Source organism: uncultured Dubosiella sp. (assembly GCF_964018005.1).
GTDB lineage: Bacteria > Bacillota_I > Bacilli_A > Erysipelotrichales > Erysipelotrichaceae > Dubosiella > Dubosiella muris.
Genome location: NZ_CAXHOA010000006.1, coordinates 1 through 26,098, shown reverse-complemented (window position 1 = coordinate 26,098; position 26,098 = coordinate 1). Strand labels below are relative to the sequence as shown.

The following is a 26,098-nucleotide window of genomic DNA, read 5'->3' as shown; positions in this document are numbered from 1 at the left end:
TCTGAAAAAAATGAGCGTTTTCATTTTCTTCTTTTCAAATGATTTGGAATGGAGTAAAATATTGATGACGATAAAGAATTTACTAAAGGAGGAAATAGTATAATGTTAGTATCGGCTACTGAAATGATCAACAAGGCTCACGAAGGGCATTACGCGATCGCTCAATTCAACATCAATAACATGGAGTGGATCAAGGCGATCCTGCTTGGCTGCGAAGCAAAAAAATCTCCAGTGATCTTGGGTGTTTCGGAAGGTGCCGCAAAATATATGTGCGGTTACAAAAACGCGGTTGACATGGTGAAAAACATCATGGACTTCTACGGCATCACCGTTCCGGTTGCGATCCATCTTGATCATGGTACATACGAAGGCGCGAAAAAAGCCATCGAAGCCGGATTCACTTCGGTTATGTTCGACGGTTCGCATTTCCCAATCGAAGAGAACATTGAAAAATCGAAAGAACTGATCGAGCTCGCTCATTCCAAAGGCATCTCGATCGAGTGCGAAGTCGGCGGTATCGGCGGTGAAGAAGACGGTGTCATCTCGAATGGCGAAGTGGCTTCCCCTGAAGAATGCGCGGAAATCGCCGGTCTTGGCGTGGACTTCCTGGCTGCCGGCATCGGTAACATCCATGGAAAATATCCAGCGGACTGGAAAGGTTTGAACTTCGAGGTTTTGGAAGAGATCCAAAACAAGACAGACGGAAAACCACTCGTTCTCCACGGCGGAAGCGGTATCCCGCAGGAAATGGTGAAAAAAGCCATCACGTTGGGTGTTTCGAAAGTCAACGTCAACACCGAATGCCAGATCGTATTCGCTGACGCGACGAAGAAATACATCGAAGACGGCGGCATCGACAAACCAAAAGGATACGATCCTCGTAAACTGCTTAAACCAGGCGCTGACGCGATCCAGGGTCTTGTAGAAGACTACGTAGTCAACTTCTTCGGTTCGGCAGACAAAGCGTAAATCAAACAACGGATGAAAAGGTGGGCGACCACCTTTTTTTTACAGGAGGAAAATATGAAACCAACGACAATTGACGATTTATACACGTATTCGTTTTTAGGCAATTTAAAAAGCCGGGACCAGACGGCGATCTTTGTGAAAGCTGTCGCCAACGAAACCGACAACACGTACGACCAGGTTTTATACCAATGGAAAAACGGAACGGTCCGGCCACTGACTTCGTTTGGCCAGGAATCCAATTTCGCTTTTCTTGACGACGACACGATCGTCTTTTGCGGCAACCGGAAAAAGCGGGAAGGAAAAACGTCTATTTATGAGTTGTCCCTTCAAGGCGGCGAAGCGCAAGAAATCGCGACGCTTGACTTTGACAACGCGCAAATCGCGGGCTGTCTGGGCGATGGAACGCTCGTTTTGCTTATTCGCGAAGACGGGCAATCCAACGAAACCGATTATGAGGTGTTCGACGAGATTCCGTTTTATGTCAATGGCGCGGGCATCACGAATAAAAAACGCGCCCATCTTTATTTGTGGAAGGAAGGCGAGCTGACGTCGTTGACCAGCCCGCTCTTCGACGCGGCGATGGTCAAGGTCGCCAACGATCAAATCTATGTGGTTGGAGAGGAATGGAAGCGAAAGAGCTCGCTTATGCCCGCCTTGTTTCAGGTGGATCCAAGCCAAAGCGCATGGACGACTTTGATTGAAGCCGAAACGCTGTCCATTCAGGACTTCGCTCCGGCAAAAGATGGCGTGTATGTGTTTGGCAGCGATTGCGTCCGGTTTGGATTGAACGAGAATCCCGATCTTTACCGGGTCGGAAAAGACCAGCCGCTGCAAAAGCTGGGCGAATGGGGACTTTGCGTTGGTAACACGGTGGGAACGGATTGCGCGTGCGTAGGCGGAAACGCCTTGCTCGTTCATGAAAACGCGCTGTATTTCACGACGACGGTCGAGGATCACGTCGAATTGTATCGCTTTACGGACCGTTTTGAGCGGATCTTCGTCATGGAGGGAACGATCCAGGCGTTTACGTTTGTCGATGGCGAGCTGCTGCTCATTGGCGCCAAAACGGCAAGTCTGCAAGAATTGTACGCGGTGCGCGATGGCGGGTTGCGCGCTTGCACGACGTTTAACGACGAGGCCGAACGCTGGGTGGCTGTGCCGCAGCCGGTGGAATACGCTGGCTTTGATGGCGGCCGGATGACCGGGTATGTGCTGTATCCAAAAGACTTCGATCCAAACAAGACGTATCCGGGTATTTTGGATATCCACGGCGGACCGAAAACGGTGTATGGCACGGTGTTTTACCATGAAATGCAGCTGTGGGCTTCCGAGGGGTATTTCGTGTTTTACGCCAACCCGCACGGTTCGGATGGCGCCAGCAACGAGTTCGCCGACATTCGCGGCAAATACGGCACGATCGACTACGACGATTTGATGCGTTTTGTCGATCAGGTTCTCACCGACATTCCCCAGCTGGACGCCAGCCGGCTTGGCGTGACGGGCGGCAGCTATGGCGGCTTTATGACGAACTGGATCATCGGGCACACCAACCGTTTCCGGGCGGCGGCATCCCAGCGCAGCATTTCCAACTGGATCTCGTTTTCGCAAACGAGCGACATTGGTCCGTATTTCACGGCCGACCAGCAAGGCGCGACAATGGATGGCGACGTGGAAAAGCTGTGGTTCCACTCGCCGTTGAAATACGCCAAAAACGTGACGACGCCAACGCTGTTCATCCATTCGGACGAGGACTACCGCTGTCCGCTGTCGGAAGGCGTTCAAATGCTCAACGCGCTGCTGGATCGCGACATCGAGGCGCGCATGTGCGTGTTCCATGGGGAAAACCACGACTTGTCGCGTTCAGGAAAACCGCAGCACCGTGTACGGCGGTTAACGGAAATCACGAACTGGATGAATGATCATTTAAAGTGATCTGGCAAAGAATGACATTTTTTAAGTAGCGGGAAACGGGCTTATAGTTTATAATGGTTTGGAATTAGGAGGAAAAACGATGGAAGAAGTGATCAAAATCGAAGGTGGTCATCGTTTACACGGGACAGTTCGCATCAGTGGTTCGAAGAACTCGACTGTGGCTCTCATTCCAGCCTGTGTTCTCGGGAACGCGCCGGTTACCATTTACGGGGTGCCGAACATTTCCGACGTTCGCTCTTTGACGGTGCTGCTGCGGGAACTCAATGTGGAAGTGAAACAAATTGATGAAGAAACATTATATATAGATCCAACGAATATGGAAAACATTCCGATGGTTTCCAACGCGGTATCCAAGCTGCGAGCCAGCTATTATTTCATGGGCGCGCTGCTTGGAAAATACGGGCACGCCCAAATCAAGATGCCGGGCGGGTGCTATTTGGGGCCGCGGCCAATCGACTTGCATTTGAAAGGATTCGAAGCGCTGGGCGCGACGATCACGTACGAGCACGGATGCTATATCCTGCACGCGGACGAGCTTGTCGGCAGCCGGATCTTCCTGGACATTTCCAGCGTCGGCGCGACGATCAACATCATGATGGCGGCCGTGTACGCCAAAGGACGCACGGTCATTGAAAACGCGGCGCGCGAGCCGGAAATTATCGACATCGCGACGCTGCTCAACAAAATGGGCGCCAAGATCCATGGCATGGGAACGAGCACGCTCGTCATCGACGGGGTGCAGGAGCTGAAAGGCTGCTCGCACGAAATCATCCCGGACCGGATCGAAGCGGCGACGTACATCATCATGGCCGCGGCGATGGCGGACGACATGGTTATCGAAAACATCATCCCGCAGCACATCGAAGCCATTTTGATGAAGCTCGAGGAAATCGGCATTCAAATGAAAGTCGGACCGGATTTCGTCGAAATCTTTGGCTCCGACAAGGAACTGCGACCAACCGAGATCCTGACCAAGCCGTACCCGGGCTTCGCGACCGATGTCCAGCAACCGTTCACGACGCTGCTGACGCAAGCCAAAGGGCAGTCGATTGTGACGGAAACCATTTACACGGAGCGTTTCAAGCACTGCAACGAATTGAATAAAATGGGCGCCGACATCGACGTCCGCATTCCAAACGGCTTCATTAACGGACCGACCCGCCTGTCGGGCACCAGCGTGGTCGCGACCGACCTGCGTTGCGGCGCGGCGCTTGTCGTAGCCGGACTCATGGCCGATGGTATCACCGAGATCCACGACGTGTACCACATCGACCGGGGATACGACCATTTGGATGAAAAGCTGCGCTCGTTGGGTGCGGTGTTCTGGCGCGAAATCGTTGAATAGCAATCACAACCGTCTTCGGGCGGTTTTTTTTTCGAAAATCTTTCGAATTTTCAACCCCAAAACAAAAGATTTCTTTGCGACGATGGAAGAAAAGGAGGAAGATCTTATGGAACAGGAACCTGCGATTCTCGTTGTCGACGACGCGCAAGATATTTGCGATTTGATTGAATACAGCCTGAAACAGGCAGGATACCGGCATGTTGACACCGCTTCAAGCGGACAGGAGGCCGTCGCGTTGTGCCGGGAATGCGCGCCCGCTCTGATCGTGCCCGATCTTGTTTTTGTCGGCCCGCGGCAAGGAAGTCGACAAGCTGATTGGCTTCGCCCTCGGTGCCGACGACTACATCACCAAGCCGTTCAGTCCCCGCGAGCTCGTGTGCCGCGTCAAGGCGCAGCTGCGGCGCGCCGGTTTGCCACAAACCACGATAAGGCGCGTGCAGGTCGGAGCCCTCGTTTTATTTTTGGACGAATGCCGCGTCGAAAAAGACGGACGGCCCGTCGAACTCACAAGTGTCGAGTTTCAAATTTTGGCGCTGCTCGCCAGCCATCCCAATCAAATCCTGAGCCGGGAACAAATTTTCGAACGCGTCTGGAAAGAGGAGAGCGCCGGCTGCGACAACACGATCATGGTGCACATTCGCCATTTGCGCCAGAAACTGGAAGACGATCCGTCCGCGCCCCGCTGGATCGTCACGAAAAAGGGATTAGGCTACAAACTGGTGGATCCGGATGCGATGCCGTAAAGAAAAAAAGCGGAAAGGCTGGCGCTGGCTGCTCTTGTTTCCCGTCGTGATAGGACTGGCCGGCGTTTTTTTGTTTTACTTCGTGTTCGCCATTCCCTCGTCCGAAGGCATGAGCCTCGCTTCGTGGCCGGCGCGCTTTACCGAAAATTTCGCGCTCTTTCTGGAAACCAAAGACAGCGAAATCGTTTTGACGCCGGCCGGGAAAAATCAAATCGAAACATACGGTTTGTGGGCGCAAGTGCTCGATAAAAACAACACGGAGATCCTTTCCGTAAACAAACCTTCCTCGCTTACAGCGCATTACACAAGCGCGCAGCTTCCGATCCAGATCGCCTCAAGCGTCATTCCGTACGACTGGACGTTCGCCCGGCTTGCCCTTTGCGCCTTTGGCCTCGCGACGCTTGTGCTTTGCGCGCTGATCGCCTTTACATTGTGGCTGTCGGTCCGGGTGGAAAATCCGTATGTGACTTTACTTGTGCTGGCGGGCTGCTTGTTCATTCCGGCGTTTATCGCGCCTACGGGCGCGACCGGTCTGTTCAACAAGGTGTTGTTTTTGACGCCGTACCGGGCGCTGAATATGGAAATCGGGAAGTACGTCACGTATTCGATGGGAAAGTTCGTATGCGATCTGGCGACGACGCGCGCTCTTGTCAGCCTGCTTGCGCTTGTTTTGGGCGTGGCGGGCGCCAAACGGGCATGGCGCGCGCGTGAATGATGAATACGCTTTCTTTTGTTCCTTGCGTACATTTTTTTGAAGCCGTATAATAAAAGAAAAAATGAAAAGCAGGTACTGGGAACAACGATATGATACGAGTAGCGATTTTAGAATATGAAAAAGAATCAAAGGAAATCATCTTTCAGTTTGGAAAGATTTTTCGGCATACGGACTGGATGTTCCGCCATTTCTGGAAGGCGAGCGAGCTGGCGAAAGCGATGAAGGAGGAGGACTATCAAATTTTCGTGTTTGACGAAATGTTCAAAACACCGCGTCTGGAAAGCGTGTTTGTGCACGACAACCCAAACGCGTTGTTTGTGTATGTGTGCGAGGATCCCGACGCCGTGCGCGGCAGCGACGGCCGGGAGCGGATGCTTTACGTGCGCAAGGAAACTCTCGTCAAGGATTTGGAGGATTTGTCTTCGACCATCCAAAAACAAAGCCGTCAAAGCGAAGTGTACGCCCTGGCGTATAACGGGGTGCACGTCAACTTGCCATACGAAACGATTTACTATTTGGAAAAAGAGGAGAAAATGGTCATTTTCCACACGACAAAAGGGGAGTTTCAAAAACGCATCAACATGTCGGATCTGGAATCCGAATTCGCGCCCTACGGGTTTTTGCGGGTCCACGTGTCGTATTTGGTGAACGCCAAGCACATCGCCTCGTGGCACAAGGACGAGGTGGAGCTTGTGAACGCGGCGAGGATCCCGCTTTCCAGAGCGCAAAAGAAAAAAATCCTGCACGCCCGCAAAGACAAAGGGTAGGCAAAGAAAAAGGCACGGGATTTTCATCCTGCGCCTTTTTCTTATAAGGTGCGCAACGCGTCGACCAATTCGGTTTTCGCGGTGGCTTTCTCGTCTTTTTTCTTAATGATCTTCGCCGGACAGCCCGCGACGACCACGTTTTCCGGCACGTCCTCCACAACAACCGCGCCCGCGGCGACCACGGAATTTTTTCCAACGCGCACGCCTTCAATGAGAACGGCGTTGGCCCCGATCAGGACGTTGTCCTCCACGATAACTGGTGTCGCGCTCGCCGGCTCGATGACGCCAGCCAGCACCGCGCCCGCGCCAATATGGCAATGGCGGCCCACCGTCGCGCGTCCGCCCAAAATCGCGCCCATGTCGATCATCGTGCCTTCGCCCACGATCGCTCCGATATTCAGGATGGCGCCCATCATGATGACCGCGTTGTCGCCAATCGTCACCTGGTCGCGGATCAGCGCCCCAGGCTCGATGCGGGCCTTGATGTTTTTCGTATCCAGCATGGGCACCGCGGAGTTGCGCGCCACGGTTTCGATGTAGTAGTCTTCCACGGAAAGCAGGTGCGAGCGCAAAACCGGCTCGATGTCTTCCCAGTCGCCAATGACGATGTCGCCAAAGCGCTTCGTGTTGGGGAACACGATGTCCTTGTCGCATTTGATATACAATTTGACGGGTGTTTTCTTTTTTGAAGTTTGAATGAATTTGATAATTTCCTGTGCGTCCATGTTGTCCTCCTACCGCAATAAATCGTCCATCGTGTACAAGCCGGGCTGTTGGTCCGTCAAAAACCGGGCGGCTTTCAAAGCGCCGTTCACAAAGATCATCCGGCTTGTCGCGGTGTGTTTGATCTCGATGGTTTCGTCCTCGCCAAAAAAGTCGACTTCGTGAATGCCGGCAATCGTGCCGCCCCGCAAAGCGTGGACGCCGATTTCCTTGCCGCGTTTGCCCACGACGCCTTCCCGGGCGTACACGCGCTCAAACTCGCCGTCTGGATCCATCGCCTCAAGTAAAGCGAGAGCCGTGCCGCTTGGCGCGTCCGCTTTTTGATTGTGGTGCGTTTCGACCAACTCCATGTCGAACCCGTCTTTTAAAAGTGGGGTGATCGTTTTCAAAAGCTTTTGGAACACCGCGACGCCATACGAGTAATTGGCGGAATAAAAAACCGGCTGGCGTGCGGCCTGCTGCGCAAGACGCTGTTTTTGGGCCTCGGAAAGCGCGGTCGTTCCTTCCACGAGCGCGATGTTCGTCCCTTCGATTTCATCGAGGATCCAGTCCAGATTGTCCGGATGGGAAAAATCGAGAATCACGTCGATTTCCTCTTTGTGGTCCAAAAGAAGGGCGGGATCGAGAACGTCGCAGCAGCCAAGGCTATGCATGCCGAACGAATCGGCGTGCGCGCTCAGCAGCTGTCCCATCCGTCCTTTGCCGACGACGAGCGCCTTCATAGCAAACCGGCCTCCTCGAGCCGCTGCTTCATGAGCTCTTTGTGCGCTTCGCTCATTTGGGTCAAAGGCAGGCGATAGCCGCCGATTTGCATGCCCATCTGGTTCATCGCCTCTTTGACCGGAATCGGATTGACTTCCACGAACAAGGCGTGAATCAAATCCAAATACTGGTGCTGGATCGCAAGCGCCTTTTTCGCGTCGCCGTCCAAATAGGCGTGGACCATTTCGTGCGTTTCGTTTGGCAACACGTTGGCGAGAACGGAAATGACGCCGCTGGAGCCAAGGGACATCATCGGAACGATGATGTCGTCGTTGCCCGAATACATGACGAAATCGTCATGGAGGTATTTGGAAATGTTCATCGCGTAGGACAGGTTTCCGCTCGCTTCCTTGATGCCTTTGATGTTGGGGTGCTGGCTGAGAACCGCCACGGCGTGTTCGGAAATCGAGCAGCCGGTCCGGCCGGGAATGTTGTAGAGGATGATCGGAATGTGGACGGCGTCGGCCACGGTTTTGAAGTGCTGAATCATGCCTTCCTCGTTTGTTTTATTGTAGTAGGGGGAAATGAGCAGCAGCTGATCCGCGCCCATCTTTTCATAGTCGATGCTTTTTTTGAGCATGGTGTTCGTGTTGTTGCTGCCGGCGCCGACAATGACCGGCACGCGTTTGGCGACCGTTTCAATAACGCACTGCACGACGCTGTCGTCTTCTTCGTGCGTCATCGTCGAGCTTTCGCCCGTCGTCCCCAAAACGAGGATTCCGTCGGTCTGGTTGGCGACATGCCACTCCACCAGCTCTTTGAGCTTCTCAAAATTCACGCTTCCGTCTTCGTGGAACGGCGTCACGAGCGCGACGATCGAACCTTTGATCATTTCAGTCATCATAATACTCTCCTTTGGCGATTTTTTTCGCCGGGCCTTGCATGACGATCGTGTCGTCGGCAAGGATCTGGATATCCAGAGCGCCTTTTTTCATCAACACGTGAAGGGAAGGCGCGCACCCTTTTTCGCGGTGCGCCACATACGCGCTGGCGCAAACACCCGTGCCGCACGCCAGCGTGACTCCGCAGCCCCGCTCGTACGTTTGCACCTTGATCGTTTTGTCGTCGACGATCTGGACGAAGTTCACGTTGGTTTGCGCGTGGAACAGGGGATGCTCACACAACGCCCGCCCGATGGATTCGATATCCATGAACGCGTCCTCGACGAAAACGACCGTGTGGATCGTGGACATGAACAATGTGTACAGCCGCAAGCCAAGCACTTCGACATCCCAGATGGGCGCCTCGATGCCGCACAACGCGATTTCAAACTGCGGCTTTTGCATGTCGACCCGAAACCGGCCATTCGGCAAGGCGTCGACTGTTTTCGTGCCCGCCAGCGTGACCACGTCGAACCGGTCGGTCTCGACGATGCCATCGTCTTTGCAAAAAAGAGAAAAACAGCGGATGCCGTTGCCGCACATCGGGGCGCGCGAGCCATCCTGGTTGTAGTAGATCATCTCCAGCGGATCGGTCCTGACGACAATCAAGCCATCGGCCCCCACGCCGCAGTGCCTGTCGCACATCGCCACGGCCAGCGCGGACGCGTCGGCCCCGATTACATCGGCTTCTCGCACGAGAACGAAGTCGTTGCCACAGCCGTGGTATTTGGAAAACGGGATTTTCATAACGCGTCCCCCGCATCCCTGGCGACAAGATCCTCCAGCGTCTGCCGGCGCACGACAAGCGACGAGCGGCCGTCTTTGACGAACACGACAGCGGGGATTCGCAGCAAGTTGTAGTTGGATGCCATCGAATAGCCGTAGGCGCCCGTCGTATACACAACCAAAATATCGTCGGTTTCGATGGGTGGCAGCGCGGCGTTTTCGATGACGATGTCGCCCGACTCGCAGCATTTGCCCGCGATGCAGTAGGTTTCAGTTTTTTCCTCGTTCATTTTTTCCGCCGCCTCGGCGCGGTACTTGGCTTGATACAAAGCGGGACGGATGTTGTCGCTCATGCCGCCATCCACAAAGACATAGCGTTTGTGGGGCGTCGTTTTCGTGTAGCCGGCCCGATACAGCGTGTAGCCCGCTTCCGCGACAATGCTTCGACCCGGCTCGATGAGGATGCGCTCCAGCCCGAGATCGTATTCGTCGTCGATGGCCGCGCACTGTTCCAAAATGAACGGGCCGACTTCCTTTACGGGAATCGGGGCGTCCTCACTTGTGTACGTGGCTGCGAATCCGCCGCCCAAATCAAGAATCGGGAAGACGCGACCTGTTTTTTGTTTCATGCCGGCTAGAAAGCGGCCCATCGTCTCGATTTCGGCTTTGAATGCGTTGCGGTCGAAAATTTGCGAACCAATGTGGGCGTGAAAGCCCTGGAAGCGCAAGTTCGGATTCGCTTCGACGCAGTCGATAATGGCCGCGATCGCGTCCGTCTCGTCTTTGAGCACGCCGAATTTGGAGTCGACATGCGCCGTGACGATGTATTCATGCGTGTGGGCTTCCACGCCGGGGTTGACGCGAAGCAGCACGGTCGTCGGCTTGGAAACCGGCAGCGACGCCAGACGTCTGGCTTCCTGCGCGTTGTCGACGATAATCGTCCCAACGCCATACTCGAGGGCAGCTTTCAGCTCGTCCAGGGTTTTGTTGTTGCCATGAAACACGATCCGCTCCATTGGAAAGCCGGCTTGTCTGGCGACGTAGAGCTCCTCGCCCGAGACGACGTCGAGGTCAATGCCGTAGCGGTCGGCCAGACGCGCCATCGCGGTGCAAAGAAACGCCTTGGAGGCGTAGACGATCGTCGTTTTGAACCGGTCGGAGCGAAAGGAGCGGATGAATTGCTCCAGTTTGTTTTCAAGGACGCCCTGGTCATAGACGTAAAGGGGGGTGCCGTATTGATCGGCGAGATCCTGGGCGCGGACGCCGCCGATGTACAAGGCGTTGTTTTTGATTTCTTCCATATCGTTCTCTTTCTCCTTCGAAAAAGCCAGCAGGCGCGAATCCTACTGGCATAAAGTAAATGACTATGACAATAAGATAGCACTCCTACCGGGGTAGACAGTCCAGCGGATGTTTTCCGCTGGCCCACCGCGCCGCCACGCCTGGCTTCGCAGTTCGGCAAAATCGCTCCCATCGCCTTTCAAACGCACGCCTGCTCAAGGGGATGGAGTCTTTTTTGCGCCTCTATCATTGGTATGATTTTAGCACACCGCCGTATGAAATCCAAGCGCATATTTTCAGAAAAGAATTGAAAATGTTTGGGTCCGGATAGAAACTGGCAAAAAGAATGTGATAGTATGGAACCGTGAAATTGCGAAAGGAAAAAACAAATGCTGGAAACTGTGAAAAAATATCGGCGGGATCTTCACCGGATCCCGGAACTGGAGCTGGATTTGCCGCTCACGTGCAAATACGTCACCAGGCAGCTGCGCGGCCTGCACTGCCAAATCGAGCATCCGATTGAATCAAGCGTGGTCGCTTTTTTCGACGCCAAAAAGGAAAAGACGATCGCGTTTCGCTCCGACATGGACGCGCTGCCGGTCGAGGAAAAGACGGATGTCGAATTCAAGAGCCGGTTCGAGGGCCGCATGCACGCGTGCGGACATGACGGCCACATGGCGATGCTGCTTGGCTTCGCTTGCCAACTGGATACTTTTTTCGAGGATCTGGACTACAATGTCCTGCTGATTTTTCAGCCGGGCGAGGAAAGTCCGGGCGGCGCGAATCTGCTTTGCGAAAGCGGCCTTTTGGAGCGGTACCGGGTCGCGTGCGTGTTCGGGACCCATTTGTGGCCGATGATCCCGGAAGGGCAAGTGGCGACGCGCGTCAACGAGCTCATGGCCAGATCCAGTGAGGTGAATGTCACGATCGAAGGAAAATCGAGCCATGTCGCCAAATACAAAGACGGGCTGGACGCCATGGAGGCCGGCGCGAGATATTTGCTGAAGTGCTATGAAATGGAAAAGATGTATCATCCCGACATTTACCGCCTGCTGCGCTTTGGAAAGATGGAGAGCGGAAACGTGCGCAACGTCGTGGCGTCCCGCGCGCGTCTGGAAGGCACGCTACGCGCGTTCCAGGACGATATTTACTGGGATTTGCGAAAAAACATGCACCATATCGCCGCGTATATCGAACGCAAATGCCAGGTCAAGATCGAGCTCGAGTTTTCCCTTGGCTACCCGGCCGTCATGAACGACCCGGATCTGGTCAAGCAGGTCATAGACATCGAGCGTTCGGTCCATTTGCTTCCCGAACCGGAAATGATTAGCGAGGATTTTGCCTACTATCAGCAGGAAGTGCCGGGCGTCTTCTTCTTTTTAGGAACGGGGACGGGCATTCCGCTGCACAACGCCTGCTTTGATTTCGACGAGAAAATCCTGCTGAAAGGCATCGACTTGTATACGAAAATCGTGAAAGAACTCCGGCTTTAAATTATGAAAGCGCTTCGATTTCGTCTATAATACAAATAGATGAAAAGAAGGAGAAAAAGAGAATGATTCAAAAAGTTGTGGTGGCTGGCGGAGGGGTTCTCGGCAGCCAGATCGCGTTTCAAAGCGCGTTCAAAGGAAAAGACGTGACGGTATGGCTTCGCAGCCCGGCCTCGATTGAGCGGGCGCGGCCCAAATTCGAACGGCTGCAGGCGGTTTATCTTTCCACGCTGGAGGCGCTGCGTCCGCTTTGCGGCAGCGAATCCGCGTATCCGCGCGGGCTGGTGGATGGCTTGCGCGATTTGCGGACGGAAGAGATCGACGCTTTGCAGGCGCGCGTTCAAAAGGCGGCCGAAAGCATTCGTTTCGAGCTGGATTTGGAGCGCGCCGTGCGGGACGCCGATTTGATCGTAGAATCCGTGGCGGAAGATCCGCGCTCCAAGCAGGCGTTTTACGAAAGCCTCCAGCTTTTTTTGAAGGAGGACGCGATCGTGGCGACGAATTCGTCGACGATGCTTCCCAGCGCGTTTGCCGAGGGCATGCGCGATCCGAGCCGGTATTTGGCTTTGCATTTTGCCAACTCGATTTGGCAAAACAACACCGCGGAAGTCATGGGGCACGCGAAAACGGATCCGGCGGTGTTCGCGCAAGTGTCGGACTTCGCCCGTTCGATTGGAATGATCCCGCTTGAACTCAAAAAGGAGCAGCCGGGCTATATTTTGAATTCGATGCTCGTGCCGTTTTTGATGGCGGCCCAGTCTTTGCTTGTGAACGACGTGGCGGACGCGGAAACGATCGACAAGACGTGGGTGCTTGGAACCGGCGCGCCGTACGGCCCGTTCCGGATTTTGGATGTGGTCGGTCTGGATACCGCCTACAACATTACCAAGGCCATTCCGGGAACGGAAAAGATCGCAGCGATGCTCAAGGAAAAAATCGACGAGGGCAAGACGGGTGTCCAGGCCGGGGAAGGCTTTTACAAATACGAATGATTGGGCATCCTGTTTTATGTAAGAAGGCAAGTGTGGCATACTAAAAACCATAAAGGAGATGTTCTACAATGGCAAAATATATTTGTGATGTTTGCGGATGGATCTATGACGAAGCAGCAGGATATCCGGAAGGTAATATCGCTCCAGGAACGACTTGGGCGGATGTGCCAGCGGACTTCGTTTGTCCGATCTGTTTAGTAGACAAGAGCCAGTTTTCGCTGGTCGAAGAATAAGAACGCGATGGAGAGAAAGCCTGATTCGGCTTTTTCTTTTTCTTTCAAAAACGTTAGAAATTGTTAAGATTCATGACAGGCAACCTTTATTTTTTTTAGCCTAAGATAAAACCAGGTGATACAGATGACAAAAAAAATCGCGGAAACTTCAACATGGATCGGAACGATCGGAATCGTGGTCCTGCTCGTGTATTTTTACACGCAAGGCTATTTTACAAATCCTGCGGCGCTGCAAAATCTTCTGGCCTCGACAGGCTGGCTGGCGCCGCTGATCTTTATCTTCATTCAAATCGTTCAAGTGGTGATTCCGATCATCCCCGGCGGCATCAGCTGCGCGATCGGCGTCATCGCGTTTGGACCGGCGCTTGGATTTTTATACAACTACGCCGGGCTCGTCATTGGCTCGATTATCGCGTTTTTGCTGGCGAGACGCTATGGCAAGTCGTTTATTCTCAAATTTGTCAGCGAGGCCCAATACAATAAATACGTGGCATGGCTGGACAAGGGGAAAAAATTCGACTGGTTTTTCGCGGCGGCGATCTTTCTGCCGTGCGCGCCTGACGACGTGCTTTGCATGATCGCGGGGCTGACGAATATGTCGCTGACAAAATTCACGACCATTATCGTTCTTGGAAAGCCGCTGGCGCTTCTTGTGTACAGCACGTCGCTGACGGCGCTTCTTTCCATGCTCGGCTAGGCCGGGCCTTTTTTTTCGCCAACGCGCAACCGTTTTCGCTATAATGGAAAAAAAGGAAAGGGATAGACTATGAACGAGGAAAACAACTATATCGAAAGCCGCTATCCGTCAAAGCGGTTGTGCGTGTTCGCGCGAAACGGAATGGCGATTACCGGCAACGCGCTGGCGTCGTCGGCCGGGATCCGGATCTTGCAGGAAGGAGGAAACGCCATCGACGCGGCCATCGCGATGGCTTCGACGCTTTGCGTGGTGGAGCCGACAGCCAACGGACTTGGCTCCGACAATTTCGCCCTGATTTGGCGCGAGGGACGGCTGCATGGCATGAATTCGTCGGGCAAGTCGCCCGGCCTGCTTTCCCAAGAGGCGATTCAAGACAAACACGGCCCCATCCAAACGATGCCGGTTTCAGGATGGACGCCTGTCACGGTGCCTGGAGCAGTGGCGGGCTGGGTAGCGATGAGCGAGCGGTTTGGCCGGCTTCCGTTCGCCCAGGTGCTGGCCCCGGCCATCGAATACGCGAAAGACGGGTATCCGATTGGCGCGCAAACCGCCCGGATGTGGAATTTGGCGCTTGCCAAAGCCAGGCGGGACTGGCGAAACGACGCCCAGTACGACGGCTATTTTGAAACGTTTGGCTATGAAGTCAAGGCGGGACAGTGGGTGAAGCTGCCCTCCATCGCTTCGGCGCTGGAGGCGATCGCCCAAACGCGAGGGGCGGCGTTTTACACGGGGACGCTGGCGAAGCGGCTTGAAGAGGAAAGCGTGCGGCATGGTGGTTTTTTGCGGGCCTCGGACTTGGCAGCCCATGAAACGTTGTGGGTGGATCCGCTCTCGGTGCGCTATCGCGGCTATGACGTATGGGAGCTGCCGCCCAACGGGCAGGGAATCACGGCGCTGATGGCGCTCAACACGCTGCGCTCCTTTTCGTGCGCGACGCGGGATGCCGACGCCATCCATTTGCACATCGAGGCCATCAAGCAGGCGTTTGTCCATTCCAAGGCGTACGTCAGCGACCCTTTGGCGATGAAGGTGCAAACAGACGACTTGCTTTCAGAGGCGTTTGGGGTGAGCGACCCGGCGCATTCGGGCACGGTGTATTTGTGTGCGGCCGATCGGGAAGGCAACATGGTGTCGATGATTCAATCCAACTACATGGGGTTTGGCAGCGGCATCGTCGTGGACGGGATTTCATTGCAAAACCGGGGCGCGGATTTTTCGCTGGAAAGCGGGCATGTCAACGTCGTTGCGCCGGGCAAGCGGACGTATCACACGATCATTCCGGGTTTTTTGTCCAAAGCGGGAAAGCCGGTCGCGGCGTTTGGCGTCATGGGCGGCTATATGCAGCCGCAGGGCCATGTGCAAGTGCTGACGAACCTGCTTGATTTCTCGATGCATCCCCAGGAGGCGCTCGATGCGCCGCGGTGGATGTGGAAGCAAGGCATGGAAGTGGCGGTGGAACCGGCGTTTGACGCAAAGGTCGTGGCGGCGCTTCGGGCCAAGGGGCACGAGATCGTGGTGGAGCCTGAGTGCGGCGTGTTTGGGCGCGGGCAGATTTTGTGGCGGCTGGAAAACGGGGTGTATTGCGGGGCGTGCGAATCGCGGACCGATAGCAACATTGGATGCTATTGAGTGAATTATGTGATAGAATGGAACAAATGGGACAAACCAAGAGAGGAAATCAACATGAAATTATTAGCAACCGATTATGATGGAACTTTGCATTATGGAGAAGGGATCATGCAGGACGACTTGGATGCGATCCGTCAATGGAAGGAAGACGGGAACCTTTTTGTGATCGTGACCGGGCGTTCGATGCAGTCGATCGACGAACAAATCAAAAAATTCGGATTGCCTTGCGATTATGTCATCAGCAACAATGGCGGCATGGTGTTCGACGCGGCCGGAAAGGAAATGATGGCCAACTATTTGGACTATGTGACCGCGGTGGATATCATTTACGCGATGAAGGAAATGGACAACGTGGCCAGCTATGTTGTCAACGACGGCTTTTATCGCCACAAAATCGTTGTCGATCCAGGGGTGACGGATCACCGGTATCCGCATTTGCAGCCGGATTTGTCGGAAGAGGAAGTGCTGGATATGGGGAAATACGCCCAGCTTGTCGTTTCGATGTCGAGCGCGGACGCGGCGTACGAGATGGCGGAGCAAATCAACCATTTCTTTGGCGCGACGGTGACGGCGTACGCCAACAACTGCGTCGTGGACGTCGTTCCCAAGGGCGTGTCCAAGAGCACCGGTCTGGATTTCGTGATCGAGTTTGCCAGGGTGGACGACCAGGACGTGTACGCGATTGGCGACTCGTACAACGACATCCCGATGCTGGAAAACGCGGCCAACAGCTACGCAATCGCGATGGCGCCGGAAGAAGTGCAAAACCAGGCGCTGGAAGTCGTGGACTCGATTCATAGCTTGCTGCATTCGATTGCTTAACCATTCATTCAAAACAGAATAGGGGGCGTGTGATGAAAGGATCATGGAATGACATTTCGATCATCATCAAATTGATTTTGGATATCCTCGTGGTGTGGGGATTGATTTATTCCGGGTTGCGGATCATTCGCAACAATTCAAGGACGATTCAGATTTTCAAGGGAATCATCGTGATCATTTTGATCAAGGTGATCGCGGTCGTACTTGGACTGCATACATTGAATTACTTGATCGACATCTTTTTGAACTGGGGCGTGGTCGCGGTGCTCATTTTGTTTCAGCCCGAGATCCGCTCCATGCTTGAGAAAGTGGGCAAGACGACGACGATCTTCAACATGAACGTATCGGAAGGGGAGTACGTGCACATGATCGACCAGCTCGTGGACGCTTGCGCGGCGATGTCGAAGCTGAAGACGGGCGCTCTGATCACGATTCAGCAGTCCCAGTCGCTGGAAGACTACATCGAGACGGGCATCAAAATGGATTCGGAAGTGTCGAGCGAGCTGATCAAGACGATTTTTCAGTACGGGACGCCGATGCACGACGGGGCGGTCATCATCCAGGGGGTGAAAATCGCTTGCGCGGCGGCGTACTTTCCGCCAACGACGAAAGATTTGCCAAGCAAGTACGGCGCCCGGCACCGGGCGGCGGTCGGCATTAGCGAGATCACGGATTCGATCACGATTATCGTCAGCGAGGAAACGGGCAATATTTCCGTGGCGATGCGCGGTCAGCTGACGCAATACAAGCCGGAAGGCTTGCAGCGCCTTTTGATGAACAAGCTCGTCGTCCCGGAAACGAAGACGACACTGTTCGATCCGGTGCTGAAAACGGCGCGCTCGTTTTCGCTGAACCGGACGCGCAAAAGCGAGCCGGCGATCAAAAACGAGGACGAGCGGGTGAAGGCCGTGGAAATCGTCGATTTGTATTCGCATACAGGAGGAAAACGTCATGGATCGTAACGGGGCGAAAAGCTTTTTCGACAAATGCAGCCATTTGGCGGTGGCGGGGTTTTCCAAGCTGTCGAAGCTGTTCGACAAGATCATTTACCACAAGCGCAGCTCGGTCATCGTTTCGCTGCTCGTTTCGACGGGCATTTGCGTGGCGGTCAATTTCGACGACATCCGGTATACGTTTTTCAACAACGACTTGACGACGCTCAACGTGCCGGGCGTCGGCGTCGAGATCAAGGCGGATACCGAAACCTATGAAATCACGGGCGTGCCTTCGACGGTCGATTTGACGCTAACGGGCGATCCGGCCGACATCCAGTCGTTTCGAAATCAAAGCAACGCGGCGGTGGTGACGGCGGACTTGCGCAATTTTGGCGAAGGCGACAACGTCGCGACGCTGCAAGTGTCCAACGTGCCCAAGCAAATCGACGTGCAAGTCAATCCGGCGACGGTCGAGGTGGATTTGGTGCGTAAGCTGACGAAGTCGTTTCCGGTGGACGCGGAGCTGCTGATCGGGGTCGGCCAGAAAAAAAGCGATTTCGACAGCGTGACGCCGGCCCAGTCGTCGGTGCTCGTCAAGGCGACGCAGGAGCAGCTGGATTCGATTCGCAAGGTGGAGGCCATTGTCGACACGACGGGCAAGACGACCGATTTTTCAATGAACGCGCCACTGGTGGCGTACGATTCGAATGGCGACAAGGTGAATGTCGAAATCAATCCGACGACGGTGGAAGTCGCTGTCAAGGTGAAAACAACCAATACCAACGAGAAGGAGTAGTAATATGGGAAAATATTTTGGGACCGACGGGGTCCGCGGCAAGGCGAATGAAGATTTGACGCTGGATATGGCGCTGCGGATCGGCCAGTATTTGGGCTGGTATTACGGAAAGGGAAAGCACGCGAAAATCCTGATTGGCAAGGATACCCGTCTTTCGGGCGATATGTTCGAACTGGCGCTGGCGGCGGGCGCGGCCAGCACGGGCGCGCAGGTGTATTTGCTGGGCGTATGTCCGACACCGGCTGTTTCGTATTTGGTCGGCAAGGAGCGCTTCGACTGCGGCATCATGGTTTCGGCGTCGCACAATCCGTACTACGACAACGGCATCAAGATCTTTGACCACCGCGGCCAGAAGATGGACGAGGACGTGCTGCTGCAAATCGAGGACTATATGGATCAAAAGAGCGATTTGGAGTTGGCGACTGGCGACGCGATCGGTGAGTATATCGACTGGCAGGACGGCTTGGAAATTTACATGTCGTGGCTGAAAAGCATCGTTCCGGTCGATTTGAGCGGCATGCGGATCGCGGTGGATTTGGCGAATGGCTCGGCGACGAGCACGGCGGTTGAAACGCTTAGCTCGCTGGGCGCGACGGTGGAGGCCATCAGCAATTCGCCAAACGGGATCAATATCAACTTGAAGTGCGGTTCGACGCATCCGGAAGCGCTTGTGCGGATGATGAAGGAAAACGATTACGATTTGGGTCTTGCCTTTGACGGGGACGCTGACCGGCTGATTGCGGTCAACTCGGATGGCGAGCTGATTAACGGCGACTACATTTTGTACATTTGCGGCAAGCACTTGAAGGAGAAAAACCATTTGAACCGGAACATGGTCGTGACGACGGTGATGGCCAACCTGGGGTTGTACAAGGCGCTGGACGCGGCGAAGATCGACTATACCCAAACCGACGTGGGCGACAAGTACGTTTTCGAGGAAATGCAGAAAAACGACTATTATTTGGGTGGCGAGCAAAGCGGCCACATCATTTTCTATGAGCATGCGGTGACGGGTGACGGGTTGCTGACGGCGCTCAAGCTGCTGGAAACGATGAAAGAGTCGGGAAAAACGATTCAGGAGCTGTCGGAGGGCTTGTTTATTTACCCGCAGCTGCTGGAAAACGTGAAAGTCAAGGACAAGAAAGTCGTGCTTGACGACGAAGAGTTGAAAAAGGTGATCGAATCCGTCAACGAGGACTTGAATGGGGACGGACGGATCCTGGTGCGGCCAAGCGGAACGGAGCCGCTGATCCGGGTCATGGTCGAAGCCAAAACCGACGCGTTGTGCAAAGAATATGTGGATCGCGTCGTCAACTATATTCAGGAACGAGGATTTTAACAGGAGAGAGAACTATGAAACGAGTAGTAAATATCGTGGAAGATGAAAGGGATATCAACAATTTGGTCGCGCAGTATTTGCGAAAAGACGGGTACGAGGTGCATTCATACTACACGTATGAAGAGGCGAGTGCGCACGTCGGCGACGACGATGTCCACCTTTGGATCCTGGACATCATGCTGGACGACAAGTCGGGGTTCGACCTTCTTGAGTCGATTCGCCTGCAAGCCCCGGATATTCCGGTCATTTTCATGTCGGCAAGGGACAAGGAGTTTGATCGCATCATCGGGTTGGAGAAGGGCTGCGACGACTACATTACGAAGCCGTTTTCGCCAAAGGAAGTCGTTTTGCGGGTGAACAACATTATGAAGCGCACCTATAAGGACAACAGCACCCGGATTTCGGTGGATGGATACGAGCTGGACGAGGTGCAGCGCAAGATTTACACGGACAACGTGGAGATCGAGCTGACGACCAAAGAGTTCGACTTGCTGATGATGTTCATCAAAAACAAGGGAATCGCCTTTTCACGGGACAAGATTTTGGAAAACGTGTGGGACGAGAACTACTTTGGCTCGGACCGGGTCGTGGACGACACGTTGCGTCGTTTGCGTAAAAAGCTGCCAAACCTCAACATCCATACGATTTACGGGTATGGATACCGGTTGGGATAGGCTATGCCAAATTCGATTGGAAAATACTTTAAGAAGCTGTCGCTGACGCAGCAGGTGCTGATGATCATATTGCTGATGCTCATTTTTCTGGCGTTGTTCTTCACGTTTTTTATGAATAAAAACATCGAGGTGACGATTTCCAATCAAATGTACAGCGTCATGGATTCCAGACAGAAGCCAATTATCAGCGCGCTGGAGGCGAACGAGCCGGTGGATTTTGAAAACCAGCTTTTTCAATATTTGTCGACGGATTCCATTCAGACCAACTGCTTGATCGAAGGCGATCAAATCAAGTTTTTAACGATTCCGGCGCATGAGTTTAAAACGATGGAATTTTACGATTTTTTGATCACGCATGCCCGGGCGCTTGTCGCCTCCACGAGCCAGAACGAAAGTTATGGCACTATTCGCGTGGATGACGGCACGTATTATTATTTGATGGAAAAATGCGTTTCCAACGGAGAGAAAGTCGTGGTGGCCAGCTTTATGGACGACACGTACGCTAGCGAGTTTCGCTCTTCGTTGATTGACTCGACGGTGTATGTGACGGTGGTGGCGTTTTCGCTTATTTTGATGATTCTCATGCTTTGGGCGTTTTCGATCATCCATCCGCTCAACCAGATCCGGCTGTATATTTCGCAAATCAAGCAGGGCAAGGATGTCGAGCTGAATATCAACCGGGAAGACGAGATTGGCGACGTGGCGCACGAGCTGATTTCGATGAAGGAAGAGCTGACGAAGCAGGAAAAATCCAAAGAGGAAATGATTCACAACATTTCGCATGATTTAAAGACGCCGATCGCGACGATCAAGTCGTATTCGGAATCCATCAAGGACGGCATTTATCCGTACGGGGATTTGGAAAGCAGCGTGGATGTGATTTTGGATAACGCGCAGCGGCTTGAGGACAAGGTGCACAATTTGCTGTATTTGAACCGCGTAGAATATTTGATTACGTCGGATTGCGAAGGGGTCGTGACGAATATGAAGGAAGTGGTGGAGCAAGTAGTGCTCAATTCCGCAGTCATTGATCCGGATATCCGTCTGGAAACCGATGTGGAGGAAGTGTTCTTCGATGGATTGATCGAGGCGTGGCGGGTCGCGATTGAAAACATTATGGAGAACGCGTTCCGGTACGCGAAATCGTACATCAAGATCGTGGTGCGTGAAAACGATTTGCGCATTTACAACGACGGACCGAAAATGCCGGAAGACAGGATCGACACGTTGTTCAAGCCATACGAGAAAGGCGAGGGCGGCCGGTTCGGGCTGGGGCTTTCCATCGTGTCCAAAGTGACGAAGGCCAACAACTACCAGGTGAAGGGCTACAATACGGAGGATGGCGTATGTTTCCGTATTTACCGGGACAAACCGCATAAGCGGACGATAAAGAGAGGGAGAAAAGGATGATCAATATCGCGACGATTGGATCGGGTGTGATCGTGGATCGGATGATTGACGCGATCGCGCAAGTCAATGGCGTCAATTTGTATGCCGTGTATTCTCGAACCGAAGAAAAGGCGAACGCGTTTGCCGCCAAGCACAAGGCGGACAAGGCGTATTGGGATTTGGATGAAATGCTGCAAGATCCGGCGGTGGACGTGGTGTATGTGGCGAGTCCGAACTCGCTTCATTTTTCGCAGGCGAAGCGCGCGCTGGCGGCTGGAAAGCACGTGTTGCTTGAAAAGCCGTTTTGCGCGACGAAAGAGCAGGCGGAAGAGCTGTTCGCGCTTGCCGAGCAACATGGCGTGTTTCTCATGGAGGCGATTACGAATGTGCATACGCCCAACTTCAAGGCGGTGCAGGCGCACTTGCCGGCGATTGGCAACGTGAAGCTGGTGCAGTGCAATTTCTCGCAGTACTCCTCGCGCTATGACAAATACAAAAACAGGCAGGTGACGAACGCGTTCGACTTGAAGTTCGAGGGTGGTGCGCTCATGGATATCAACGTGTACAATTTGCATTTTATGGTTGGATTATTTGGCTGTCCGGATTCGCTGCATTATTTTATGAATATTGGCTACAATGGAATCGACACGAGCGGCGTTCTCGTGTTGGAGTATCCGGAATTTGTGGCGGTGTGCACGGGCGCCAAAGACAGCTCCTCCCCGTATAGCGTGTACATTCAAGGCGATGAAGGCACCATTCGGGTCGATCGGGCCAGCAGCGGGGTATGCGAGCATGTCGATTTGCTGCTTCCAAAAGGCGATTCGATTGGAAAGACAGAGCGCGGTGAAACGACAAAAGAAATCGGCATCGACCAGGGATTCCATATGTTTTATGAGTTGAGCGATTTTGAGGCGATGATTCGCAGGCGCGATACTCAAAGCTATGAAGCGAACAAAGCGCAGACTTTGAAGGTCATGGAATTGCTGGATGAAGCCAAGCGGCAGCGAAATCTTCGATTCGACACAAAAGAAGAGTTGTAAAAGCCAACGACTTCTTGGTGAAAACCTGAAAAATATGCATTTTCAACGATGGAAGGAGATCAACTTCTTCCATTTTTCTTATGTTGTTTTCAAAAGAAAAGAGAAGGCGTCGGCAATGGACGTCTTCTTTGCAATCAATTAAGAAAGGGAAGCACCTTTTGGCAAATGCTGGCGGAATAGCCAAGCTGGGTGCAGGCGTTTTGGGCGCTGCATCCAAGCTCGATCATTGTTTTCTGGGCGAGAATGACAAGAGTGAACAGCATTTCGCCGCTTTCCTGCGTTAAATCTTTCTTCTCCTGGCTCCAGGATTTCTTTTCCGCCAGAAACTGTTTTTCCGCTTCTCTTCTTCCACGTTTTTCAATATGGGCGATTACACTGGACATCGTAACAACTCCTTTTTGTATTGTTCAAAAGACGGATTCACGTTTTATTCCAAGCGGGCTTTTTTCCAGATATTAGCTGATAAGAAAGGGAAGCACCTTTTGGCAAATGCTGTCGGAATAGCCAAGCTGGGCGCAGGCGTTTTGGGCGCTGCATCCAAGCTCGATCATTGTTTTCTGGGCGAGAATGACAAGGGTGGACAGCATTTCGCCGCTTTCCTGCGTTAAATCTTTCTTTTCCTGGCTCCAGGACTTCTTCTCCTGGTTCCAGGATTTCTTTTCCAGATCCCAGATCTTCTTTTCCGCCATAAACTGTTTTTTTGCTTCCAAAATGCCTTCTCTTCTTCCGCGTTCTTCAATATGGGCGATTACACTGGACATCGTAACAACTCCTTTCTGTTCATAAAATTTAAACTGTTCAATAAATTGGTAGAGCGCTTTCTTCAAGTCGCCATCTTTCGAAAAGGCGGCCAGCGTCATCAGCGTTTCTTCTACGTTTTCCATCGACCACTCCGTGGGCGGGTCGTATGTCTTTCCGCCACTTTCTCGCATTTGTCTACAGTAATCCGCGACAAAGCGAAAGTCGCTATGGATCGACGCGATCTTTCCACGATCCCAACAAGCGATATTTTCTATGTTTATTTTATAATCACTCAGGAAGGGTTGCAAGTATGGATAGGCGTCGTATCGAAACAACTGTCGAAAAGACTTTGGTTTCCAAACATAAGGACCGTAATGAAGGGTAAAAATAACGCAAGGGATGAGGCACTCCAATGGAAAGTCGGGATCCTTGTTTTTGCGCGTCGCGCGAATTTGGCGAATCTGCCACAAAAACACGGCTGCCATATAGCAGAAGATCCGAACCGGCATCAACCAATCCGAATGTGTCTGGTTTTCGAAACAAAAAAGAAAAGGGAGGTTGTGTTTCGAACCAAGAACGATTGCCCCTACATCATGATAAAGCGGATGAAGGCGACGATTGAAAAAAAGTGCGCAGAGAAATCAAGATAGCGAATTTGTTCGGGCTGAATAACGTTTTTGTTGTCAAAAAGGAGGAGATTCACCAAGGAAGCGAATACAGCCGGAACACGCAAAAGATCTTTTTCACATAAATCTTTGTTGGGCATGAAAAGTTGGTTTCCTTTCGTTGGGTGGATAAAATTATTTGAAAAACCATCTAAATGGAATAAAAAAATAAATAGATGAATTGGTTTGAAACGTTTCTTCCAGATTATAACAATTCAATTCTGCAAAATCAAATTCAAAATACACCTTGAAAGAACTACGTCTAATACATTATCTTCACGACAAACATGAAAAAAACATTGCGCGTCAACACAATGTTTTTTTTCGCAGAGTTCTATACTAAGCGAACATATTTTAGCACAAAAACTTCCATAAAATAAACCCGATTCTCACAAAATGTTATAGAAATAGAAAGAAATTTTGGTGAATTATCAAGATATACTGACTGTTTTACCGTATTATTTCTCTTTTTCGATTTATAAGCCGTCAAAATTCGAGTCAAAATCTACAAACTTTAAAAAGGATTGCATTCCTTTCTCGCTTGTTTTCTTCTCTCTTTTTCAAAAAAAAAAATCACAAAACGAATGGTTTGGAAAGAAAATGGAACCATGGTTTTCTGGAAAAATGAAGCGAATGATTTATTTTTTTGTGCCAATAACGAATTCTGTCAAAAAAACACAATTAATCATTAAAAAAGTTTAAGCCGTCAAAATTCGAGTCAAACATTTGGAAAAGCGGAAAAAACGTTTTTCCTAAAGGAAATGGAGAAAGAGTTTCACAGAGTATAGAACTCTGCGAAAACGACAGAGATTCCATCACTGGCTTGAAAGGGCGAGGTGATGACAATGCGTAAAGAAGATTGGACCGGCCATCGCTTTGGAAGTCTAACCGTCATTCGAAAGACGGAAGAGAAAAAGCGGGGAAACACGCTATGGGCTTGCCGGTGCGATTGCGGAAAGACCATTTTACTGGAAGGGTACAAGATCCGGCGTGAACTCGTGAAGAGTTGCGGATGTTCAAGAAAGTATAAAAACACAAAAGACTTGAAGGGAAAGAAGATCGGCAAGCTGACCGTGCTGAACCGGCTCGATCAAAAGAAAGGATCTTGCTATTTGTGGAAATGCCAATGCGAATGCGGCAACGTCATTTTGGTGGCGACGAATCACTTGACTGGAAAAAATCCGACACGAAGCTGTGGCTGCGAGCGAAAGGGCGCGCAAGTCGATTTAAAGGGAAAGCGTTTTGGCAAACTAACAGCGATCCATCCAACGGATCGTCGCGATCATGGCAGCGTCGTCTGGACTTGCCGGTGCGATTGTGGCAACGAAACGGAAGTGGCTGCCAATTTGCTGACAAGCGGAAATACGCAAAGCTGCGGCTGTTTGCAAACTGAAAAGGAAGGGCCAGGATCGTACATGCACTATATCGACCACACTTGTGTCGAGGTGCTGCGTTCCAAAACGGTACGGAAAGACAACTCGAGCGGATGCACGGGCGTGCGAAAACAAAAAGGAAAGTGGATCGCCCAAATCAATTTTCAGAAAGTGAAATATTATTTAGGCTCGTTTGAAACGAAAGAAGAAGCGATTCGGGTTCGAAAGAAAGCGGAAGGACTGCTTCACGACGGATTCGTCGCCTGTTTCGAACAATGGAAAAAGAAAGCGAACGAAGATCCGGCATGGGGAAAAAGCCATCCTCTCCACGTGCTTGTGGAAGGGAGCGGTCCCGAGGATTTTGAGCTGACAACAAATTAAACAAGGGATGAGATATGAAGCAAAAAGGGAATCAAAACAAGGAACGGACGGTTCCACC

At 52.4% G+C, this 26,098-nt stretch carries 27 protein-coding genes; 19 read left to right on the top strand and 8 right to left on the bottom strand.

Annotation, left to right across the window (positions count from 1 at the left end; translation table 11 throughout):
• Positions 1-99: 99 nt before the first annotated feature.
• The 6 genes from fba to ABNS49_RS05420 all read left to right on the top strand — a co-directional run bounded on the left by fba (position 100) and on the right by ABNS49_RS05420 (position 6,471).
• Complete coding sequence (gene fba, locus ABNS49_RS05445) at positions 100-969, top strand: class II fructose-1,6-bisphosphate aldolase (protein ID WP_135980713.1); 870 nt, start codon at positions 100-102, stop codon at positions 967-969.
• A gap of 54 nt (positions 970-1,023) precedes the next feature.
• Positions 1,024-2,901, top strand: coding sequence for a S9 family peptidase (locus tag ABNS49_RS05440; RefSeq protein ID WP_168353618.1), 1,878 nt, complete (start codon positions 1,024-1,026; stop codon positions 2,899-2,901).
• Positions 2,902-2,980: 79 nt separating this feature from the next.
• Positions 2,981-4,246 (top strand): UDP-N-acetylglucosamine 1-carboxyvinyltransferase, encoded by a 1,266-nt coding sequence (locus ABNS49_RS05435; protein ID WP_135980715.1) that lies wholly within the window; start codon positions 2,981-2,983, stop codon positions 4,244-4,246.
• A 275-nt stretch (positions 4,247-4,521) separates the two neighbouring features.
• Positions 4,522-4,989, top strand: coding sequence for a response regulator transcription factor (locus ABNS49_RS05430; RefSeq protein ID WP_277820830.1), 468 nt, complete (start codon positions 4,522-4,524; stop codon positions 4,987-4,989).
• Positions 4,976-5,704 carry a hypothetical protein gene (locus ABNS49_RS05425; protein WP_135980716.1) on the top strand — a complete coding sequence of 243 codons (729 nt, stop codon included), beginning with the start codon at positions 4,976-4,978 and terminating at the stop codon, positions 5,702-5,704. The genes ABNS49_RS05430 and ABNS49_RS05425 overlap by 14 nt, the downstream gene beginning before the upstream one ends.
• An 89-nt stretch (positions 5,705-5,793) precedes the next feature.
• On the top strand, positions 5,794-6,471 hold the full coding sequence (locus tag ABNS49_RS05420; RefSeq protein WP_135980717.1) for a LytTR family DNA-binding domain-containing protein: 678 nt from the start codon (positions 5,794-5,796) through the stop codon (positions 6,469-6,471).
• 41 nt (positions 6,472-6,512) lie between these two features.
• Here ABNS49_RS05420 and dapD read toward each other — a convergent pair whose 3' ends face one another.
• Genes dapD through lysA form a run of 5 tightly spaced genes read right to left on the bottom strand, consistent with a single transcriptional unit; the run spans position 6,513 to position 10,864 of the window.
• Entirely contained in the window at positions 6,513-7,196 is a 684-nt protein-coding gene (gene dapD, locus ABNS49_RS05415) for a 2,3,4,5-tetrahydropyridine-2,6-dicarboxylate N-acetyltransferase (RefSeq protein WP_135980718.1), read from the bottom strand.
• Positions 7,197-7,205: 9 nt separating this feature from the next.
• Complete coding sequence (gene dapB / locus ABNS49_RS05410) at positions 7,206-7,916, bottom strand: 4-hydroxy-tetrahydrodipicolinate reductase (protein ID WP_135980719.1); 711 nt, start codon at positions 7,914-7,916, stop codon at positions 7,206-7,208.
• Entirely contained in the window at positions 7,913-8,797 is an 885-nt protein-coding gene (gene dapA, locus ABNS49_RS05405) for a 4-hydroxy-tetrahydrodipicolinate synthase (RefSeq protein WP_135980738.1), read from the bottom strand. Before dapA ends, dapB begins: the two co-directional genes overlap by 4 nt.
• Positions 8,790-9,584 (bottom strand): diaminopimelate epimerase, encoded by a 795-nt coding sequence (dapF, locus tag ABNS49_RS05400; protein WP_135980720.1) that lies wholly within the window; start codon positions 9,582-9,584, stop codon positions 8,790-8,792. The genes dapA and dapF overlap by 8 nt, the downstream gene beginning before the upstream one ends.
• On the bottom strand, positions 9,581-10,864 hold the full coding sequence (gene lysA, locus ABNS49_RS05395) for a diaminopimelate decarboxylase (protein WP_135980721.1): 1,284 nt from the start codon (positions 10,862-10,864) through the stop codon (positions 9,581-9,583). Before lysA ends, dapF begins: the two co-directional genes overlap by 4 nt.
• 369 nt (positions 10,865-11,233) lie before the next feature.
• On the opposite strand from lysA, the gene ABNS49_RS05390 reads away from it, so the two are divergent.
• From ABNS49_RS05390 to ABNS49_RS05335, 12 genes are all read left to right on the top strand, one after another.
• Complete coding sequence (locus tag ABNS49_RS05390) at positions 11,234-12,337, top strand: amidohydrolase (protein ID WP_135980722.1); 1,104 nt, start codon at positions 11,234-11,236, stop codon at positions 12,335-12,337.
• Positions 12,338-12,399: 62 nt separating this feature from the next.
• Positions 12,400-13,326 carry a 3-hydroxyacyl-CoA dehydrogenase gene (locus tag ABNS49_RS05385; RefSeq protein ID WP_135980723.1) on the top strand — a complete coding sequence of 309 codons (927 nt, stop codon included), beginning with the start codon at positions 12,400-12,402 and terminating at the stop codon, positions 13,324-13,326.
• A 68-nt stretch (positions 13,327-13,394) separates the two neighbouring features.
• Positions 13,395-13,559: a rubredoxin gene (locus ABNS49_RS05380; protein ID WP_135980724.1), complete on the top strand. Its 165-nt coding sequence runs from the start codon at positions 13,395-13,397 to the stop codon at positions 13,557-13,559.
• A 124-nt stretch (positions 13,560-13,683) separates the two neighbouring features.
• Positions 13,684-14,256, top strand: a complete 573-nt coding sequence (locus ABNS49_RS05375) for a TVP38/TMEM64 family protein (protein WP_135980725.1) — start codon at positions 13,684-13,686, stop codon at positions 14,254-14,256.
• Positions 14,257-14,325: 69 nt separating this feature from the next.
• Positions 14,326-15,885, top strand: coding sequence for a gamma-glutamyltransferase family protein (locus ABNS49_RS05370; RefSeq protein WP_135980726.1), 1,560 nt, complete (start codon positions 14,326-14,328; stop codon positions 15,883-15,885).
• Positions 15,886-15,939: 54 nt separating this feature from the next.
• Positions 15,940-16,707, top strand: a complete 768-nt coding sequence (locus tag ABNS49_RS05365) for an HAD-IIB family hydrolase (protein WP_135980727.1) — start codon at positions 15,940-15,942, stop codon at positions 16,705-16,707.
• Positions 16,708-16,739: 32 nt separating this feature from the next.
• Positions 16,740-17,669, top strand: a complete 930-nt coding sequence (gene cdaA, locus ABNS49_RS05360; protein WP_135980728.1) for a diadenylate cyclase CdaA — start codon at positions 16,740-16,742, stop codon at positions 17,667-17,669.
• Positions 17,659-18,438, top strand: a complete 780-nt coding sequence (locus tag ABNS49_RS05355; protein WP_135980729.1) for a CdaR family protein — start codon at positions 17,659-17,661, stop codon at positions 18,436-18,438. The genes cdaA and ABNS49_RS05355 overlap by 11 nt, the downstream gene beginning before the upstream one ends.
• Positions 18,439-18,442: 4 nt before the next feature.
• Entirely contained in the window at positions 18,443-19,777 is a 1,335-nt protein-coding gene (glmM, locus tag ABNS49_RS05350; RefSeq protein ID WP_135980730.1) for a phosphoglucosamine mutase, read from the top strand.
• Between the two features lie 14 nt (positions 19,778-19,791).
• Positions 19,792-20,451 carry a response regulator transcription factor gene (locus tag ABNS49_RS05345; protein WP_135980731.1) on the top strand — a complete coding sequence of 220 codons (660 nt, stop codon included), beginning with the start codon at positions 19,792-19,794 and terminating at the stop codon, positions 20,449-20,451.
• A 3-nt stretch (positions 20,452-20,454) separates the two neighbouring features.
• Positions 20,455-21,861, top strand: a complete 1,407-nt coding sequence (locus tag ABNS49_RS05340; RefSeq protein ID WP_289197274.1) for a HAMP domain-containing sensor histidine kinase — start codon at positions 20,455-20,457, stop codon at positions 21,859-21,861.
• Positions 21,858-22,880, top strand: a complete 1,023-nt coding sequence (locus ABNS49_RS05335; protein WP_135980733.1) for a Gfo/Idh/MocA family oxidoreductase — start codon at positions 21,858-21,860, stop codon at positions 22,878-22,880. The genes ABNS49_RS05340 and ABNS49_RS05335 overlap by 4 nt, the downstream gene beginning before the upstream one ends.
• A 134-nt stretch (positions 22,881-23,014) precedes the next feature.
• On the opposite strand, the gene ABNS49_RS05330 is transcribed toward ABNS49_RS05335, so the two are convergent.
• The 3 genes from ABNS49_RS05330 to ABNS49_RS05320 form a co-directional block, all read right to left on the bottom strand.
• Positions 23,015-23,263, bottom strand: a complete 249-nt coding sequence (locus tag ABNS49_RS05330; protein ID WP_135980734.1) for a hypothetical protein — start codon at positions 23,261-23,263, stop codon at positions 23,015-23,017.
• Positions 23,264-23,335: 72 nt separating this feature from the next.
• On the bottom strand, positions 23,336-23,812 hold the full coding sequence (locus tag ABNS49_RS05325) for a hypothetical protein (RefSeq protein WP_289108309.1): 477 nt from the start codon (positions 23,810-23,812) through the stop codon (positions 23,336-23,338).
• Positions 23,813-24,207: 395 nt separating this feature from the next.
• Positions 24,208-24,387 carry a hypothetical protein gene (locus tag ABNS49_RS05320; protein WP_168353671.1) on the bottom strand — a complete coding sequence of 60 codons (180 nt, stop codon included), beginning with the start codon at positions 24,385-24,387 and terminating at the stop codon, positions 24,208-24,210.
• A 744-nt stretch (positions 24,388-25,131) separates the two neighbouring features.
• On the opposite strand from ABNS49_RS05320, the gene ABNS49_RS05315 reads away from it, so the two are divergent.
• Positions 25,132-26,040, top strand: coding sequence for a transcriptional regulator (locus ABNS49_RS05315; RefSeq protein WP_135981367.1), 909 nt, complete (start codon positions 25,132-25,134; stop codon positions 26,038-26,040).
• Positions 26,041-26,098: the final 58 nt, after the last annotated feature.